15 protein-coding genes are annotated in these 16,148 nt (G+C 68.1%); 10 read left to right on the top strand and 5 right to left on the bottom strand.

What is annotated here, in order from left to right; genetic code table 11:
• Positions 1-80: 80 nt before the first annotated feature.
• The gene (locus tag NV1_RS29095; RefSeq protein WP_067898364.1) at positions 81-590 is read right to left on the bottom strand and encodes a DUF3291 domain-containing protein; all 510 of its coding nucleotides are present in this window, start codon (positions 588-590) and stop codon (positions 81-83) included.
• 110 nt (positions 591-700) lie between these two features.
• On the opposite strand from NV1_RS29095, the gene ppc reads away from it, so the two are divergent.
• The 3 genes from ppc to NV1_RS29080 all read left to right on the top strand — a co-directional run bounded on the left by ppc (position 701) and on the right by NV1_RS29080 (position 4,525).
• Positions 701-3,478 carry a phosphoenolpyruvate carboxylase gene (gene ppc, locus NV1_RS29090; RefSeq protein WP_067898692.1) on the top strand — a complete coding sequence of 926 codons (2,778 nt, stop codon included), beginning with the start codon at positions 701-703 and terminating at the stop codon, positions 3,476-3,478.
• 247 nt (positions 3,479-3,725) lie between these two features.
• Positions 3,726-4,082, top strand: coding sequence for an ArsR/SmtB family transcription factor (locus NV1_RS29085; protein ID WP_067898689.1), 357 nt, complete (start codon positions 3,726-3,728; stop codon positions 4,080-4,082).
• Between the two features lie 2 nt (positions 4,083-4,084).
• Positions 4,085-4,525 (top strand): SRPBCC family protein, encoded by a 441-nt coding sequence (locus NV1_RS29080; protein WP_245713975.1) that lies wholly within the window; start codon positions 4,085-4,087, stop codon positions 4,523-4,525.
• A gap of 18 nt (positions 4,526-4,543) precedes the next feature.
• Here NV1_RS29080 and NV1_RS29075 read toward each other — a convergent pair whose 3' ends face one another.
• From NV1_RS29075 to NV1_RS29060, 4 genes are all read right to left on the bottom strand, one after another.
• Positions 4,544-4,978: a DUF8021 domain-containing protein gene (locus NV1_RS29075; RefSeq protein ID WP_067898685.1), complete on the bottom strand. Its 435-nt coding sequence runs from the start codon at positions 4,976-4,978 to the stop codon at positions 4,544-4,546.
• Positions 4,979-5,021: 43 nt separating this feature from the next.
• The gene (locus NV1_RS29070; RefSeq protein WP_067898682.1) at positions 5,022-5,309 is read right to left on the bottom strand and encodes a DUF427 domain-containing protein; all 288 of its coding nucleotides are present in this window, start codon (positions 5,307-5,309) and stop codon (positions 5,022-5,024) included.
• Positions 5,310-5,497: 188 nt separating this feature from the next.
• Positions 5,498-6,466, bottom strand: coding sequence for a sigma-70 family RNA polymerase sigma factor (locus NV1_RS29065; protein WP_067898358.1), 969 nt, complete (start codon positions 6,464-6,466; stop codon positions 5,498-5,500).
• Positions 6,467-6,628: 162 nt separating this feature from the next.
• Complete coding sequence (locus tag NV1_RS29060) at positions 6,629-8,146, bottom strand: DUF7782 domain-containing protein (protein ID WP_067898355.1); 1,518 nt, start codon at positions 8,144-8,146, stop codon at positions 6,629-6,631.
• Positions 8,147-8,397: 251 nt separating this feature from the next.
• Between NV1_RS29060 and NV1_RS45220 the strand changes: the two genes are divergently transcribed.
• The 7 genes from NV1_RS45220 (at position 8,398) to NV1_RS29025 (ending at position 16,099) form a co-directional block, all read left to right on the top strand.
• Positions 8,398-9,474, top strand: coding sequence for an NAD(P)/FAD-dependent oxidoreductase (locus NV1_RS45220; RefSeq protein ID WP_067898352.1), 1,077 nt, complete (start codon positions 8,398-8,400; stop codon positions 9,472-9,474).
• Positions 9,471-10,370 (top strand): RNA polymerase sigma-70 factor, encoded by a 900-nt coding sequence (locus tag NV1_RS45215; RefSeq protein ID WP_067898679.1) that lies wholly within the window; start codon positions 9,471-9,473, stop codon positions 10,368-10,370. The genes NV1_RS45220 and NV1_RS45215 overlap by 4 nt, the downstream gene beginning before the upstream one ends.
• Positions 10,371-10,691: 321 nt before the next feature.
• Positions 10,692-12,008: an NAD(P)/FAD-dependent oxidoreductase gene (locus tag NV1_RS29045; protein ID WP_067898677.1), complete on the top strand. Its 1,317-nt coding sequence runs from the start codon at positions 10,692-10,694 to the stop codon at positions 12,006-12,008.
• Complete coding sequence (locus NV1_RS29040; RefSeq protein WP_067898349.1) at positions 12,005-12,742, top strand: DUF1365 domain-containing protein; 738 nt, start codon at positions 12,005-12,007, stop codon at positions 12,740-12,742. Before NV1_RS29045 ends, NV1_RS29040 begins: the two co-directional genes overlap by 4 nt.
• Positions 12,739-13,995 carry a class I SAM-dependent methyltransferase gene (locus tag NV1_RS29035; protein WP_218027234.1) on the top strand — a complete coding sequence of 419 codons (1,257 nt, stop codon included), beginning with the start codon at positions 12,739-12,741 and terminating at the stop codon, positions 13,993-13,995. Before NV1_RS29040 ends, NV1_RS29035 begins: the two co-directional genes overlap by 4 nt.
• Positions 13,992-15,275 carry an SAM-dependent methyltransferase gene (locus NV1_RS29030; RefSeq protein WP_067898344.1) on the top strand — a complete coding sequence of 428 codons (1,284 nt, stop codon included), beginning with the start codon at positions 13,992-13,994 and terminating at the stop codon, positions 15,273-15,275. Before NV1_RS29035 ends, NV1_RS29030 begins: the two co-directional genes overlap by 4 nt.
• Complete coding sequence (locus tag NV1_RS29025) at positions 15,272-16,099, top strand: DUF1295 domain-containing protein (RefSeq protein WP_067898341.1); 828 nt, start codon at positions 15,272-15,274, stop codon at positions 16,097-16,099. Before NV1_RS29030 ends, NV1_RS29025 begins: the two co-directional genes overlap by 4 nt.
• Positions 16,100-16,148: the final 49 nt, after the last annotated feature.

The raw sequence follows: 16,148 nt of genomic DNA, 5'->3' as shown, positions 1-16,148 counted from the left end.
GCTGATCGACCGCGAATCCCGGACCGGAGGTCCGGGAGTGGGGATGCGTTCGGCTGGTGATGGGACGCGGCCGGCCACGATCAGGCGGGGCAGGTCAAGTTCTCGCTGGTTCGGTGGATCTCGGACGTCGCAGGTTCCGGCGATGAAGGGGAAGCGAACGAGTTGCGGAAGGTGAAGGCATAGTCGGTCGGGCCGTGTTCACGCAGGTGAGTAATGCGCTGTTCGGCCTCGGCCACGGTCGGCACGTGGCCGGTCGGCACCCACCACAGTGCCTGGTATGCCTCGGACATCGTTTCGAACCAGGTGCGGCGCTGACGCATGATCCGCACGTGGTCGCTGCGGTAGACGAATTCGGTGAGTGAGGTCATCGAGGACCACACGCTCATATTGACGATCAGCCGATCGTCGTCGAGTAGCCGGATGGCGGTCGCGTCGCCGTCCTCGGTCTGCAGGCGCCAGACGAAACCGGGTGCGGCGTCGGCGAGCGCGTTGATCTCGTCCAGCGCGGCGACGAAACCGGACAGCCGGGCGGAGGTGAGTGGTTCGAGAGGGAGAGCGATGTTCACTTGGGCGAGGTGATGGCCGGGCATGCGATGAGGGTAACCCAGAAGTGAGGAGATCTTCTCAATATGGCGATCATGTGGTCTCCGGGGCCCGGCAACGCGGCGCCGGGGTGGAGCGGTGGTCGATACTGGATTTCATGCGCGAAGATCAGATCGAAACTGCCACCGCGCCGCTGCGGGACGATATTCGCTTCCTGGGAGCGATCCTGGGCGAGACGATCAGAGATCACGAAGGGCCCGAGGTCTTCGATCTCATCGAACGGGTACGGGTCGAGGCGTTCCGGGTTCGTCGATCGGAGGTGGAGCGAAGTGCGGTCACGGACATGGTGCGCGACACCGATATTCGCATCGCGCTCCCGCTGATCCGGGCGTTCAGCCACTTTCTGTTGCTGGCCAATCTGGCCGAGGATCTGCAACGCGATCGGCGCCGCGCGGTGCACCTCGCGGCCGGGGAGCCACCCCAGGACTCCAGCCTCGCGGCCACCTACCGCAAACTCGACGCCGCGCGCCCCGACGGCGCGCTGATCGCCGATCTGCTCGACGATGCGGTGATGTCACCGGTCATCACCGCGCATCCGACCGAGACGCGCCGCCGGACCGTCTTCGACGTGCAGTCCCGGATCACCGACCTGATGCGGCAGCGCCAGCGCTACGCGGAGAGCGAACCGCAGTACACGCAAGTGGAGACCCGCTTGCGCCGCCAGGTCCTCACTTTGTGGCGGACCGCGCTGATTCGGCTGGCGCGCTTGCGAATTCAGGACGAGATCGAGGTCGGACTGCGCTATTACGATCTCACGCTGCTCGAGGTGATACCGCGGATCAACGCCGATGTGCGCGCCGCGCTGCGGGCCCGCTGGCCGGAGTACGCACTGCTGCAACGCCCGATGCTGCGGCCGGGTTCCTGGATCGGCGGCGATCGGGACGGCAATCCGAACGTCACCGGCGACGTTGTGCAGCGAGCCACCCACCGTGCCGGCGCGGTGGCCTTCGGGCACTATCTGACCGAATTGGTCGGTCTGGAGAAGACGCTGTCACTGTCGGTCCGTCTGGCCGCGGTGACCGATGATCTGGCCCGCTTGGCCGACGCGTCGTTCGACGATTCGCCGCAGCGCGCTGACGAGCCGTACCGCCGCGCCGTGCGCGGTATCCGCGTCCGCCTCACCGCCACCGCGCATCGCGCTCTGGGCGAGATCCCGGCCGCCGGGGTCGACCTCGCCGTCGACGGAGCCGAGGTCGAGCCCTACGCCACGGCCCAGGATCTACTGGACGATCTGGCCGTGGTGGACGCCTCGCTGCGTGCCTCCGGTGACGGCCTGCTCGCCGACGATCGGCTGGCCGCGCTGCGCAGTGCGGTCGAGACGTTCGGATTCCACCTGCAGGGCCTGGATATGCGGCAGAACTCCGAGGTGCACGAGCGGGTTGTCGCCGAACTGCTGGCTTGGGCCGGAGTCCACCCCGATTATGCGAGCCTGCCCGAGGATCGGCGCGTGGAACTGCTGGCGGCCGAACTCGCCACGCGCCGCCCGCTGCTGGGGCCCGGCGCGCGGCTGAGCGATCTGGCCGCCAAGGAACTGGGCGTGCTGCATGCGGCCAAGGCCGCACTGGACGATCTGGGCCCGGATACTGTGCCGAACTACATCATCAGCATGTGCACCTCGGTCAGTGATCTGCTCGAGGCGGCGCTGCTCCTGAAGGAGGCCGGAATCCTCGATCCCGGCGATGCGGAGATCCCGCCGAGCAGTCCGGCGGGAGTGGTGCCGCTGTTCGAGACCATCGAGGACCTGCGCCAAGGCGCCCAGACCCTCGTCGCGGCGCTCGAGGTTCCGGCTTATCACCGGCTGGTGGCCGCCCGTGGCATGCGGCAGGAGGTCATGCTCGGCTACTCGGATTCCAACAAGGACGGCGGATATCTGGCCGCGAACTGGGCGTTGTACCGGGCCGAGCTGGATCTGGTGGAGGCCGCGCGCAAGACCGGAATTCGGCTGCGGCTGTTCCACGGTCGCGGTGGCACGGTCGGTCGTGGTGGCGGTCGCAGCTACGACGCCATCCTTGCGCAACCGGCCGGGGCGGTGCGCGGTTCGCTGCGGCTCACCGAACAGGGTGAGGTCATCTCCACCAAGTACGCCGAGCAGGGCACCGCCTACCGAAATCTGGAAGCGCTGGTCGCGGGCACGCTGGAGTCGACGCTGCTGGACGTGGAGGGTTTGGGCGCCGACGCCGAGCCGGCCTACGAACTGTTCGATGAACTGGCCGAGCTGGCCCGGAAGGCATACGCGCGGCTGGTCCATGAGACACCCGGTTTCGTGGAGTACTTCCGCGCCTCGACACCGATCGCCGAGGTCGGGGATCTCAATCTGGGCAGTCGGCCCGCCTCGCGTAAACCGACCAGCTCGGTCGGTGATCTGCGCGCGATCCCGTGGGTGATGGCGTGGAGCCAGTCGCGGGTGATGCTGCCCGGCTGGTACGGCACCGGTACCGCGATCGAGCAGTGGGTGGGCGAGGATCCCGGGCGAATGGCGGTTCTGGCCGATCTGTACCGGCGCTGGCCGTTCTTCCGGACCGTCATGTCGAACCTCGCCCAGGTGATGGCCAAGGCCGATCTGCACATCGCAGCGCGTTATGCGGAACTGGTCGAGGACGACACGTTGCGGGACACCATCTTCGGCATGATCCGCGACGAATTCGACCGCACCGTTCGCATACACGCGGCCGTCACCGGCAGTGACCACCTCCTGGCCGACAATCCGGCCCTGGCCGAATCGATCCGCAACCGCTTCCCGTACCTCGAACCGCTCAATCAGATGCAGGTTGAACTGCTGCGCCGCCGCCGCGCCGGTGACGATTCCGAACTGGTCGAACGAGGCATCCTGCTGACCATGAACGGACTCGCGACGGCACTGCGGAATTCGGGGTAGCGGATCATCGCGGTCATCTTCGAATCGCGCTCGACTCACACAAGGCGCTTGTCGAGATTGTCCGCGCGAGCCATGCCCGGACGGTGTGGCTGCGCTGTGTGCTGATCCTCGGAATCGATTGCCGCACTGTGCAATGCGGTCCACCATGCGTTTCGTGAACGACTCGCCATCGGCGGTTCGGCAGAGCGATAGGTAGGATTTCTCCTACGGTTGACAGGTAGGAAATATCCTACCTATAGTGACGGGCGTGGCTCAGCAGGTCGATCGTGCGGAAACGGATCGAGTCTTCGCCGCGCTGGCGAATCCGACACGGCGGAAGATTCTGGAGATGTTGCTCGACGGGGAGCGGACCGTGCAGGTCATCGCCGAGCGGTTCGAGATGACTCGTCCGAGCGTGTCCGAACATCTGCGGGTGCTGCGGGACTGCGGACTCGTCGGAGAGGACAAGCGCGGTCGCTATCGGTATTACCGCGTCGAACCCGAACCGCTGCACGAGTTGCGGACCTGGCTGAGCCCCTTCGAGCGCTACTGGCGTGCCCGACTGCGTGCCCTCGGCGATGTGCTCGACACCATGCCCGACAATCCGGATGACACCGAGGAGTGACCGTGAGCGATACCGCGATAGAACTGGACCACTACTATCCGCACCCGCCCGAGAAGGTGTGGCGCGCGCTCACCACGCCGAAGCCGATGGCGCAGTGGATGATGGAACCGATCGGCTTCGAACCGGTGGCGGGTAACACCTTCGAGATGAAGACCCACCCCATGCCCGGCCAGAATTTCTCCGGCCACATTCGCGGTGAGGTGCTCGAGTCCGCAGCCCCCGAACTGCTCCGCATGACCTGGAACGACGCCCAGGCCGACGCCCCGACCGGCTGGATCATCACCTGGCGACTGCGCCCGGAAGGTCACGGCACCCGGATACTGTTCAGCCACACCGGCTTCGACCCGGACAACCCGCTCGTGCAACGCGCCCGGTCGATCATGAGCCCCGGCTGGTCCGGTATGCACGACAACCTGGAAACCGTTCTGGCCCAAGGGGATTGAACCACGTTTGCCGCAGGCTCAGGACCCCGAGACCGGTACGATATCGGCGACGATGCGATGGATGGTGCCATCCGGGATGTCGAAGGTCTCGGTGATATCGACCGTGACCAGGCGCTGCCCGGCCCAATCCGAGTCCAGGTGATAGCGCGCGGTCACCACATCGCCCGCGGTGCTCAGCCGGACGTCGTAGATGCGCTGAACGAGTTGGTATTGCGGGCCGGTGTCCAGGTCGTGGGTGAGTTGTGTGCCCGAGTACCCGGTCTGGATGCCGGCCTCCACGCGTGTGCAATCAGGTGCGAACGGGACGTCGGCGGCATCGTGCGAGGTCAGGGCATCGATATAAGCCATCGCGATCATCTCGCGCTGATTGGTGGGCGCGGCGGTAGCGCTAGGTTCGGCAGCCAGCGCGACCAGCAGCGGTAGCGCCAGAACTGAAACCTGTTTCCATTGCATGGAGTGATCGTAGGAGATCACGCGCCGGGGCGGCCGAGATCGCTCAGCTCTCGCGTACCTCGACACCACGCCAGAATGCGACGTAGTCCTTGATGTTCTCGGCCGCGGGCAGCGGTTCGGGGTAGTACCAGGCCGCGTCGGTGTTCTTCGTGCCCTCGACCGCGACCGTGTAGTAGCTGGCCGCACCCTTCCATCCGCAGATGGTGTGTGTCCCGGAGGTCTCGAAGAACCGCCGATCGATCGACTCGGGCGGGAAATAGTGATTGCCCTCGACGACGATCGTGGCGTCGCTCTCGGCGAGTTGCTGTCCGTTCCAGATGGCTATCGTCATGGAACCCATTGTGCCGCAATCGATCACTTGAGCAACCGATGAGCGGCTACAGCGCCGGCCGGTTCGCGCAGGCCCAGGGAGGGGGAGAGGGCGCGCGTCGCCGACCGGCGCTTCGGGTGACCGGATCGGGCCCCGGTCACCACAGGGGAGCTGGGCCGGATTCCGGACGGCCCAGCGTCTGGGGGGATCTAGCTGGCGTAGGCGCGCAGGCGGTCGGCCCGCTCGCCCTTGCGGAGCTTGGCCATGACCTCACGCTCTATCTGCCGAACGCGCTCGCGGGACAGGCCGAACAGCTTGCCGATCTGATCCAGGGTGCGGGGCTGACCATCGTCGAGACCGAAGCGCAGGCGGATGACCTGCTGTTCACGTTCGTCCAGGGTGGCGAGCACGCTGCGGACGTCGTTGTGCATGATTCCGGCGATGACGGCGCTCTCGGCGGAGGTGGCCTCGGAATCCTCGATGAAATCACCGAGGGGAGCCTCTTCGTCGCTGCCGACCGGCATGTCCAGGCTTACCGGATCGCGGCTGTGGTCCAGCAGATCGGCGATCTTCTCGACCGGAATGCCGGATTCGGTGGCCAATTCCTCGTCGGTGGCCTCGCGCCCGAGCTGCTGATGCAGTTCGCGCTTGATCCGAGCGAGCTTGTTGACCTGCTCGACCAGGTGGACAGGGAGCCGGATGGTGCGGCTCTGGTCGGCCATACCGCGGGTGATGGCCTGCCGGATCCACCAGGTGGCGTAGGTGGAGAACTTGAAGCCCTTGGCGTAGTCGAACTTCTCCATCGCCCGGATCAGACCCAGATTGCCCTCCTGGATCAGGTCCAGCAGCGGCATACCGCGACCGGTGTAGCGCTTGGCCAGCGACACCACCAGACGCAGGTTGGCCTCGAGCAGATGCTGACGGGCGGCCTGGCCGTCCCGGACCAGAACCGCGAGGTCGCGCTTGCGGGTGGCGGCCAACCGCTTACCGGTCTCCAACAGGTGTTGGGCGTAGAGGCCCGCCTCGATGCGCTTGGCCAGCTCGACCTCGTCGGCGGCCGTGAGCAGCGCAGTCTTGCCGATTCCATTCAGGTACACGCGTACCAGGTCGGCTGCGGGGCTCGTGGCGTCGAGGTCCTGATCGCTGGCGCGCAGCCCAGTGGTGGCGGGGCTTGTCATGACTTGCCTCCTGTCGGTGGTGTCTCACTCCGATCAACGGACCCGACATTGGGAAAGTTCCCGGACACCTCGGCGATAAACCGTGCTGAGCTGCGGCTTTCACCACACCCATCTGAGAAGTTCCTAAGAAGGGTGCAGCGGGGGAACGCCGCGGGTCGTGCTCTACACGGGGTGGATCAGACCATGCCGAACCAACCCGGTGACGATCGTCAGTGCGGTGGCACGGAATTCGGCTGTCGCCTCCGTGCCGGTGTGACCGACCGCGAGCAGGCCGATCAATTCCTGTAACGGCAGGCCGTCCGCACGCATTCCCGCGAGCAGGGCGGCGGTGGAGTCGTCCACTTCGTGCTGCCAGCGCGGGCCGTTTCCGCGATGCAACCGCGCGACACGCTGCTCCCAGCCGTTCGGCCCGGTCAGGTAGACCCGCTCCAGCGCGGTCGCCGCATCCACCCCGAACCGTGCGGACCAGGCCAGATTCGGATCCGCCGCCACCCCACGCAGCCAGGCCGACCGTTCGAAGTAGGCGGTCGCCTCGGGTCCGAGCGGATCGTCGAAACCGTGGGTGAGGTCCTCGGCGAGCAGTTCGGTGGGCCCATCGATCGCCCGCAGATAGACGAATCCGAAGCCGATGCCCTCCACCTCGGCCTCCTCGAAGGCATCCAGCCATGCCCCCGCGCGTTCCTGGGCGTCGCGATCACGCGGATCGAGTCCGGCGTCGCGCAGCCAGGTGCCCACGTAGAGAGCGGGATCGGCGACGTCGCGCTGCACGATCCAGGCGTCCACGCCGTGATCGGGCAGCCACGAGGACACCCGGGCTCGCCAGTCCTCGCCGGTGCGATGCACCCAGGAGGCCAGCATGGCCGCGGTACCGCCCGGCGCGAGCAGATCGGGCGCCCGGGAGACGACCAGTTCGCTGGCTCCGTCCAGGGCCAGACCCGAATCGCGATAGGTGTGTTCGATCCGGGCCGGGCCGACCACGAACGGGGGATTCGCGACGACCTGGTCGAATCGGCGTCCGGTGACCGGCTCGAACCAGGAACCTTGCAGCAGTTCGATATCCAGTCCGTCCAGTGCGGCCGTGGCCTGGGCCAGCCACAGCGCTCGCGCGCTGACGTCGGTGCCGGTCACCGTGCGCGCGTATCCGGCGGCGTGCACGGCCTGCACCCCGCACCCGGTACCCAGGTCCAGGACCGAGCCGACGGGATCGGTCGGGGTGGCGCGCAACAGCGACAGCGAGGCATGGCCGACGCCGAGGACGTGGTCGGCGCTGAGCGTGCGGCGCCGGACCGAATCGTCCAGATCCGACAGCACCCAGCGAGTTCCGCCGCCGAGATCCAGCGGGCGCAGATCCAGTGCGGCCCGCACGACGCCGCTGTCCCGCTCGAGCAGTCCAGCCGCCACCGCGCGGTCCAGATCCAGCGGGGCCAGCGCTGCCGCGACGTCGCGTTCGGGTTCCGGATCACCCAGCAACAGCAGTCGGACCAATGTGCCCAACTCGCCCGCATCGCGGACCGCCCGGCGCACCGGCACGGGTTCGGACCGGCCCAGGGCGGCGTGCGCATCGTCGCCGAGCACCTCGAGCAGGGTGTCCGCGTCGTATCTGGCACGAGTGAGCGCGGCGCGCAGGTCGGGTGCGAGTGCCGCCAGCGGCGAGACGACGGTCGTCGGGTTCGGGGACATGACTCGGAACTCTGCCAGGATCACCACCGATCACCTGGTGGCGGGGCCGCCGGAACCTGCGCCGGACCTCTCGCGCGGACCGGCCGGAATCGCCGCGGGGCGCGAACCGCGCAGCAGCGGACGGCCGCCCCCGCGCCGAAAACGGCGTGACCAGCTGTTTCTCATAGGTGACGCACGTCACGATCGAGGCCCATCACGGATCACGACCGTCCGGCATCTCATGTACGACCCGTCAACGACAGGAGACAGAGATGAAGGTGCTGGTGGTAGGTGCCGGATATGCGGGCACGATCGCGGCCAATCGGCTGGCGCGCAAGGTCGCCGATGCCGAGATCACGGTGATCAATCCGCGGCCCGAATTCGTCGAGCGGGTGCGGCTGCATCAGCAGATCGCGGGTTCGGGAGCGGCCGCGACGCCGCTCACCGCGATGCTGCGGCCGGGAATCGACACCCGGATCGGCGCCGTCGAGAAGATCGGCGACGGCAGCGTCCGGCTGGACGACGGCGCGAGTATCCCCTTCGATCATCTGTTCCTGGCCGTCGGCAGCACCGTCGAACCCCCGGCGGGCGCAATCGCGGTGGGAACCTGGGAGGGCGCGCGCACGGCGCACACGGAACTCGCCGCACTGACCGCCGGTCGGGCGGTGACCGTCGTGGGCGGCGGTCTCACCGGAATCGAGACCGCCGCGGAGATCGCCGAGGCCCGGCCGGATCTGCGCGTGCGCCTGGTGGGATCGACGATCGCGGCGAGCCTGTCCGAAGGCGGTCGGCGACGAGCACGCGCCGGACTGGAACGCCTGGCGGTGGAACTGGTCGAGGACACCGTCGAGGAGATCTCCCCGGGCGCCGTCCTGCTGCGCTCGGGCGTGCAGCTCCCCACGGATCTGACGCTGTGGGCGATCGTGGCCCAGGTGCCCGATTTGGCGGCGCGCAGCGGGCTGACCGTACGCCCGGACGGCCGCGCGGTCGTGGACGGCTATCTTCGAAGCGTGGACGACCCGCGAATCTTCGTGATCGGAGACTGTGCGGCGGTGCCGGGCGCGCGATTGGCCTGCGCCACCGCGGAACCGCAGGGCGCACACGCCGCGAATACGCTGGCCCGGATGCTGGCGGGGCGCGCGCCGGAGCCGTATTCCATGGGCTATGCCGGGCAGGGCCTGAGTCTGGGCCGTCGCGACGCGGTGCTCCAGTTCGGCCGCCGCGACGATTCGGTCCGCCGGATGTTCCTGGCCGGGCGCGGCGCCGTGGTCGTCAAGGAAAGTGTGTGCCGGTGGGCGAAATACGGTGCGAGGACGGCCAATTACGCGTGGTTGCGGGGGCCGAGGTGAATTCGTCGTCCGATCCGGACGAGGAGTTCACCGCGCATCGGCCGCTGCTGTTCTCGATCGCCTACGAGATCCTCGGCTCGGTCGGTGACGCTGAGGACGTGTTGCAGGACAGCTATCTGCGTTGGCGCACGGTCGATCTCGCTGAAATCGGCAATCCGCGTGCCTATCTCGCACAGATCGTGACCCGGCAGGCGATGATGACGCTGCGCTCGGCCGCTCGGCGTCGGGAGAGTTATGTGGGTCCGTGGCTGCCCGAACCGCTGCCCTCGGACGGGCAGGAGGCGCCCGAGGGCATCCGGCACGTACTCACCGGTGAGGCCGTCACCACCGCGATGCTGCTGATCCTCGAGACCCTGACCCCGTTGCAGCGGGCGGTGTTCGTGCTGCGGGAGGTGTTCGAATTCGGTTATGCGGAAATCGCTTCCGCGGTCGGTAGATCCGAACCCGCGGTGCGGCAGGTGAATCGGCGTGCTCGCGATCACGTTCGCGCCCGGCGCGAATCGGTGTACGGCGCGGTCGCGATCCCGGCCGACGCGGCCGCGGTCGCCGAACGGTTCTCGATCGCCGCGGCCACCGGAAACGTGCAATCCCTGATGGATGTCCTGGCACCGGAAGTGGTCTACCTCGCCGACGGCGGTGGAGTGGTCAACGCGGTCCGGCGTCCGGTGCGTGGTCCGGACAAGGTCGCCCGGATGCTGATCGGCATGCTGAGCAAGGCGGGGCGAATGGGCGAGGTCGGTCTGCGGTCAGCGGTGTACAACGGGATGCCCGGTGTGGCGATCACGATCGACGGTGTACTCGATCAGATCACCTGCATCGAGGTGCGCGGGGAGCTGGTCACCGCTGTCTACTGCGTCCGCAACCCGGAGAAGCTGCGGACGATCGTGAACTCGTAGGAACTGGGCCCGGGCCGTATCCGGAAGTTCTCCCGGGACCAAACCCGGGTGGGGGCCTGTGCGAACTCCGGATGTCCCCATCTTCGCGATGGGGTCCTCGCGGCGGCATCCAGCCGCGCCGCATTCCGTGTCGCCGGCCGAGATCCACAATCCTCGAACCCCTCGGCCGGGGACCGGAAAAAATTCCTGGCGGGGCCAAACTCGGTCCGGTCGCATATCGAAATCGAGGTATGCGATCCACCCGCGATACCGCGTCACCTGCAGAAACATTTACGCTCACGGGCCCCTCGGGCGTCCTGTGCCGCCGCGAGCGGGGTCGTGGTGCCTGAATATCCCGGGCGTCGCGACGTCGCGGTGATCGGCAGCGGGGTCGCCGGCCTCACCGCTGCCCATGTGCTCGCCCGGCACGACCGGGTGACCCTGTACGAGCGGGATCATCGGCTCGGCGGCCACGCGCACACCCACGAGGTGGAGGTCGCGCCGGGACGTCGGGTGTGCGTCGACTCCGGGTTCATCGTGCACAACGACCGCACCTATCCGACACTGCTGCGGCTGTTCGAGGAACTGGGTGTGCAGACCCGCGAGACGGATATGTCGATGTCGGTGCGCGCGGACGACGCCGGCCTCGAATACGCCGGGGCCAAAGGACTCGGGGGACTGTTCGCCCGACCTCGCACCTTCACCGACCCGCGCTACCTGCACATGCTGCGTGAGGTGCCCCGTTTCCATCGGGCCGCACGGGAGCTGTTGCAGCGGAACGACGTCGAGCTCACACTCGCGGAATTCCTGCGTCGGCACGGGTTCGGCCGGTACTTCAGCGAATATTTCCTGACGCCACTGGTGGCCGCGGTCTGGTCGTGCGATCCTCGCTTGTGCGCCCGGTATCCGGCGCAGTATCTGTTCCGTTTCCTCGAGCACCACGGCATGCTGACGGTGTACGGCTCGCCGGTCTGGCGCACCGTGGTGGGCGGATCCGCCCGATATGTGGCGAAAGTGGCCGCCCGAATCGATGAGATCCGTACCGGCACACCGGTACTCGCGGTGGCCGAACAGCCCGACGGGGTGGTCGTCACCGATTCCGCGGGCGAGCGTCGTTTCGACGCCGTCGTGGTCGCCACCCACCCCCGGCAGGCGCTGGCGATGCTGGATGCGCCGAGTGCGCCGGCCCGCTCGGTGCTCAGCGCCATGCCGTACTCGGTGAACCACGCGCAGTTGCACACCGACGAATCCCTGCTGCCTCGCGCGCGGCGCGCCCGCGCGTCCTGGAACTATCTGGTGCCGCGCGGGAGTACGGGAGCCGAAGGGGTGATCGTCAGCTACGACATCACCCGGTTGATGCGACTGGACGACGTCGCCGATCGCAGATTCCTGGTCACGCTCGGTGGGGCGAGGTTGGTCGCCCCCGACCGGGTGATCGCGGAGATGACCTACGAGCATCCGATCTACACCCCCGAATCCGTTGCGGCGCAACGTCGCCTCCCGGAATTGGATACCGAACGGCTGGCCTTCGCCGGGGCGTATCACGGGTGGGGATTCCACGAGGACGGCGCCCGCTCGGGCCTGCGCGCCGCCGAGCGCGTCGGCGGACGGTGGCCGCGTGCGGGCGAGTCCGAATCGCGTCGTGTGGGGGTGCGATGACGACCTGCGCGCCGCAGCTGTACTTCACGCGAATACATCACGCGCGCAAGGCGCCCGTGCGTCACGAATTCGACTATCGGGGGTACAGCTGGTTCTTCGATCTGGACGACCCGCCGCGGCTGCCGATTCCACTGCGGCCCTTCGCATATTTCCGCGCCGCGGATCATCTGCGGGGTCCGGGCACGACATTGCGCGCCCGCGTCGAGGACCTTCTGGCCGAACACGGCATCGACTGCGCGGGCGGGCCGATCACCGCCCTGATGAACGCCCGGGTGCTCGGTTACGTCTTCGATCCGCTCACCGTGTTCTGGTGTCACGGGCCGGATCGGCGGCTGCGCTGTGTGATCGCCGAGGTGCACAACACCTACGGCGAACGGCATGCGTACGTTCTGGACGTCGACGACCACTGCCGCGCCGAGATCGACAAGCGGTTCCACGTCTCGCCGTTCAACCGGGTGGAGGGGCGCTATTCGGTGCGGCTGCCCGAACCCGACGAGACGCTGGCGCTGCGGATCGTGCTGTCACGGGACGGGCAACCACCGTTCCTGGCCTCGATGACCGGCCATCGCGCGCCGGTGACGACCGGCGCGGTGCTGCGCGCGCACCTGCGCACCCCCTTTTCGCCGTGGCTGACCGCGATTCGCATCCGGCGCCAGGGCATCGCGCTGTGGCTGTGGGGAGTACCGGTCGTGCCACGGCCACACCCCCTCTCGTATCGAAGGAATCTCTCGTGACCAGTCCTTGCCTCGACACTCCTGGCGCGGATCTGCTGCCTGCCGTGCCCACCGGGCGGCATTCGCGGCTGCGGGCCCGGGTGGCGGCACAACTGTTCCGGCGCGCGGTGGCCGGACTGCCGCTGCGGGTGGAATTCCCGGACGGCGTCGTGCTGGGCGCGGGCTCCGACCCGAAGCCGGTGCCGCGCATGATCATTCGCGATCCATCCGCCTTCTTCGCGCGGTTGGGCGGCCGGGGCTTGATCGGATTCGGCGAGTCCTACACCGCGGGGGAGTGGACCACTCCGGAGCTCGCCGCGGTTCTCACAGTGCTCGCCGCCCGTTTGACCCGGCTGGTTCCCGCTGTGCTGCAACGATTCCGGCACGTGCTGCCGCGCCCGCCCGCGGCCGAGATCGGCACGGCGGCCAATGCGCGCGGCAATATCGAACGTCACTACGACCTGTCCAACGACCTGTTCCGCCTCTTTCTCGACGAGACGATGACCTACTCCGCGGCGCTTTTCGAGGACTCCGATACCGCGACCTGGGATCTGCTGGCCGACGCGCAGCGTCGCAAGATCGATCGGCTGCTCGACGCCGCCGGCGTGCGCGCGGGTAGCCGGGTGCTCGAAATCGGTACCGGCTGGGGCGAACTGTGCCTGCGCGCCGCCGCGCGCGGCGCGAGCGTGTATTCGGTGACGTTGTCGACCCGGCAACTGGAACTGGCCCGCACGCGCGTCACGGAGGCGGGATTCGCCGACTCGGTCCGCGTCGAATTGTGCGATTACCGCCAGGTGCGCGGCGAATACGACGCGATCGTCTCGGTGGAGATGATCGAGGCCGTCGGATACCGGTACTGGCCCGTGTATTTCGACACGCTGTACGAACGGCTGGCTCCGGGCGGACGAATCGGCCTGCAGGCCATCACCATGCCGCACGACCGCATGCTCGCCACCCGCACCACCTATACGTGGATTCAGAAGTACATCTTTCCCGGGGGATTCCTGCCCTCGGTCGAGGCGATCGAGCGTCTCGCCAGACGATCGGGCCTGCGCGTGCGCGCGCGGGACGGCTTCGGCGCGCACTACGCCCAGACGCTGCGATTGTGGCGCGAGCGCTTCGACGCGCACGCCGCCGAGGCGGCCGCACTCGGATTCGACAGCACGTTCCGTCGCGTGTGGCAGTTCTACCTCGCCTATTCCGAGGCCGGATTCCGTTCCGGATACCTCGACGTCCAGCAGATCGTTCTCGACCGGCCCGAGGAGCAACCGTGACCGTCGCCTCCCATCTCGAATCCGCCCTGCGCCCGCTGGTGCGCGGCCCGCTGCCGGTGCGTCTGCACGCCTGGGACGGCAGCGTCGCCGGGCCCGTCGACGCACCCCGCGTGGTGCTGGAAAGTCCGCGAGCATTGCGCCGAATCCTGTGGCATCCGGGCGAACTCGGCGCTGCCCAGGCCTACGTGACCGGCGAGCTCGACGTCGAGGGGGATTTGACCGAGGCATTGAGCGTCGCCTGGCGAACCGTTGCCGAACGCCGGGTTCCGGGTGTGCGCGTGCGTGATGTGCTGCGTCTGGCCGTGGCCGTCGCGCGGGTCGGCGCGCTCGGCGCACCGCTGCCCGCACCCGCGACCCAGGCCCGGCTGCGCGGGCGCCGCAACGTGCGGGAGCGTGATCGAGCCGCGATCAGCCACCACTACGACGGCTCCAACGAGTTCTATTCGCTGCTACTGGATCCCACGATGGCGTACTCCTGCGCCTACTTCACCCGCGGTGTCCCGGGCGCACCGGACGATCCGGACTACGGCCTGGTCGAGGCACAGCGGGACAAACTCGATCTGGTCTGTGAGAAGCTCGAATTGCGGCCCGGCGCAAGGCTTCTGGACGTGGGCTGCGGATGGGGTGCGCTGAGCCTGCACGCCGCCGAGAACTACGGGGCGCAGGTGCTGGCCGTCACGATCGCGCAGGCGCAGCGGGATTACCTCGAGGCCCGCATCGCCGCGCGCGGACTGGGCGATCTCGTCCGGGTGCGCCTGCTGGACTACCGCGACCTCACCGATACCGGTTTCGACGCGGTGGCCTCGCTGGAGATGGGCGAGCATGTGGGAGAACGCAATTACCCGCGCTACGCTCGCGCGCTCCACGATGCGGCCGCGGCCGGCGCGCCGGTCCTGATCCAGCAGATGTCGCGGCGTGGCCGTCATCGTGGCGGCGGACCGTTCATCGAATCCTTCATCGCACCCGATATGGCCATGCGACCGGTCGGGGACACCGTGGCCCGACTGGAGGACGCCGGGCTGGAAGTGCGTGCGGTCCAGGCGATGCGCGAGCACTACGTGTGGACCGCACACGCCTGGATGCGGCGGCTCGAGCAGCGCTGGGACGAGGCCGAGGCATTGCTCGGTCCCGAGGGCGCGCGGACGTGGCGGCTGTATCTGGCCGGTGGCGCCCTCGCATTCGAACAGGGCCGCATGGGTGTGGACCAGATCCTCGCACGACGCCCGGCGACGGTGCGCGCGGTGCGCGATACGCCGGATCGGGAGGTGCTCGCGCCATGAGCTCCCTGCCCGCAATTCTGTTGTGGTCGGCGATCGCGCTGGCGGTGCTGCAAGGCGCGACGTTCGCCGTGGCTCGCCGGATGCGACGGTACAACGTCGTGGACGTGGTGTGGGGCCCGGGTTTCGTGCTCGTCGCGGTGATCGCCGCACTGCTCGGCGACGGGCCGCTCGCGCGGCGGGTGCTGATGCTGGTGCTCGTGGCGGTGTGGGGACTGCGCCTGGGCTGGTACATCCAGCGCCGCACCGCCGGGCACGGCGAGGATCCCCGATATGCGCGGCTGCTCGACCAGCACGGACGCTCGGTCTGGGCGGTGGTCTCGCGAATCTTCGTGACCCAGGGCGTGGTGCAGTGGATCGTGTCGTTGCCGGTCCAGGTCGCGGCCGCGGCCGGGCCGGTTCACGGTGCGGGGTGGATCGCGCTGGTGGCGGGCGTGCCGGTATGGGCGGTCGGGCTGTTCTTCGAGGCCGTCGGCGATCGGCAGATGGCCCGCTTCCGGGCGGATCCGGACCGTCGCGGGGTCATGGACCGCGGGCTGTGGGCGTGGACGCGGCATCCGAACTACTTCGGTGACTTCTGCGTGTGGTGGGGGTTGTGGCTGATCGGGGCCGCCGCCTGGCCGGGCGTGCTCACCGTGTTCGCGCCGCTGATCATGTCGTATCTGCTGATCCACGGCACCGGCGCCCGGCTGCTCGAGCAGGCGATGCGGGATCGGCCCGGATATCGCGAATATCAGCGACGCACCGCTTATTTCTTTCCCCGCCCGCCGCGCCCTGATCCCGGCCCGGACGGGCGGGCCCACACCGCGAAAACGACATTTCGGTGACAGTCCCGCCGACTCGGTTACGCCGGGGAGTAGTGTTCGCCCCCGAGCT

Source organism: Nocardia vaccinii NBRC 15922, assembly GCF_001613305.1.
Taxonomy (GTDB): domain Bacteria; phylum Actinomycetota; class Actinomycetes; order Mycobacteriales; family Mycobacteriaceae; genus Nocardia; species Nocardia vaccinii.
Note: the sequence above shows the minus strand (reverse complement) of the source record. Positions and strands in the feature narration are given on the sequence as shown.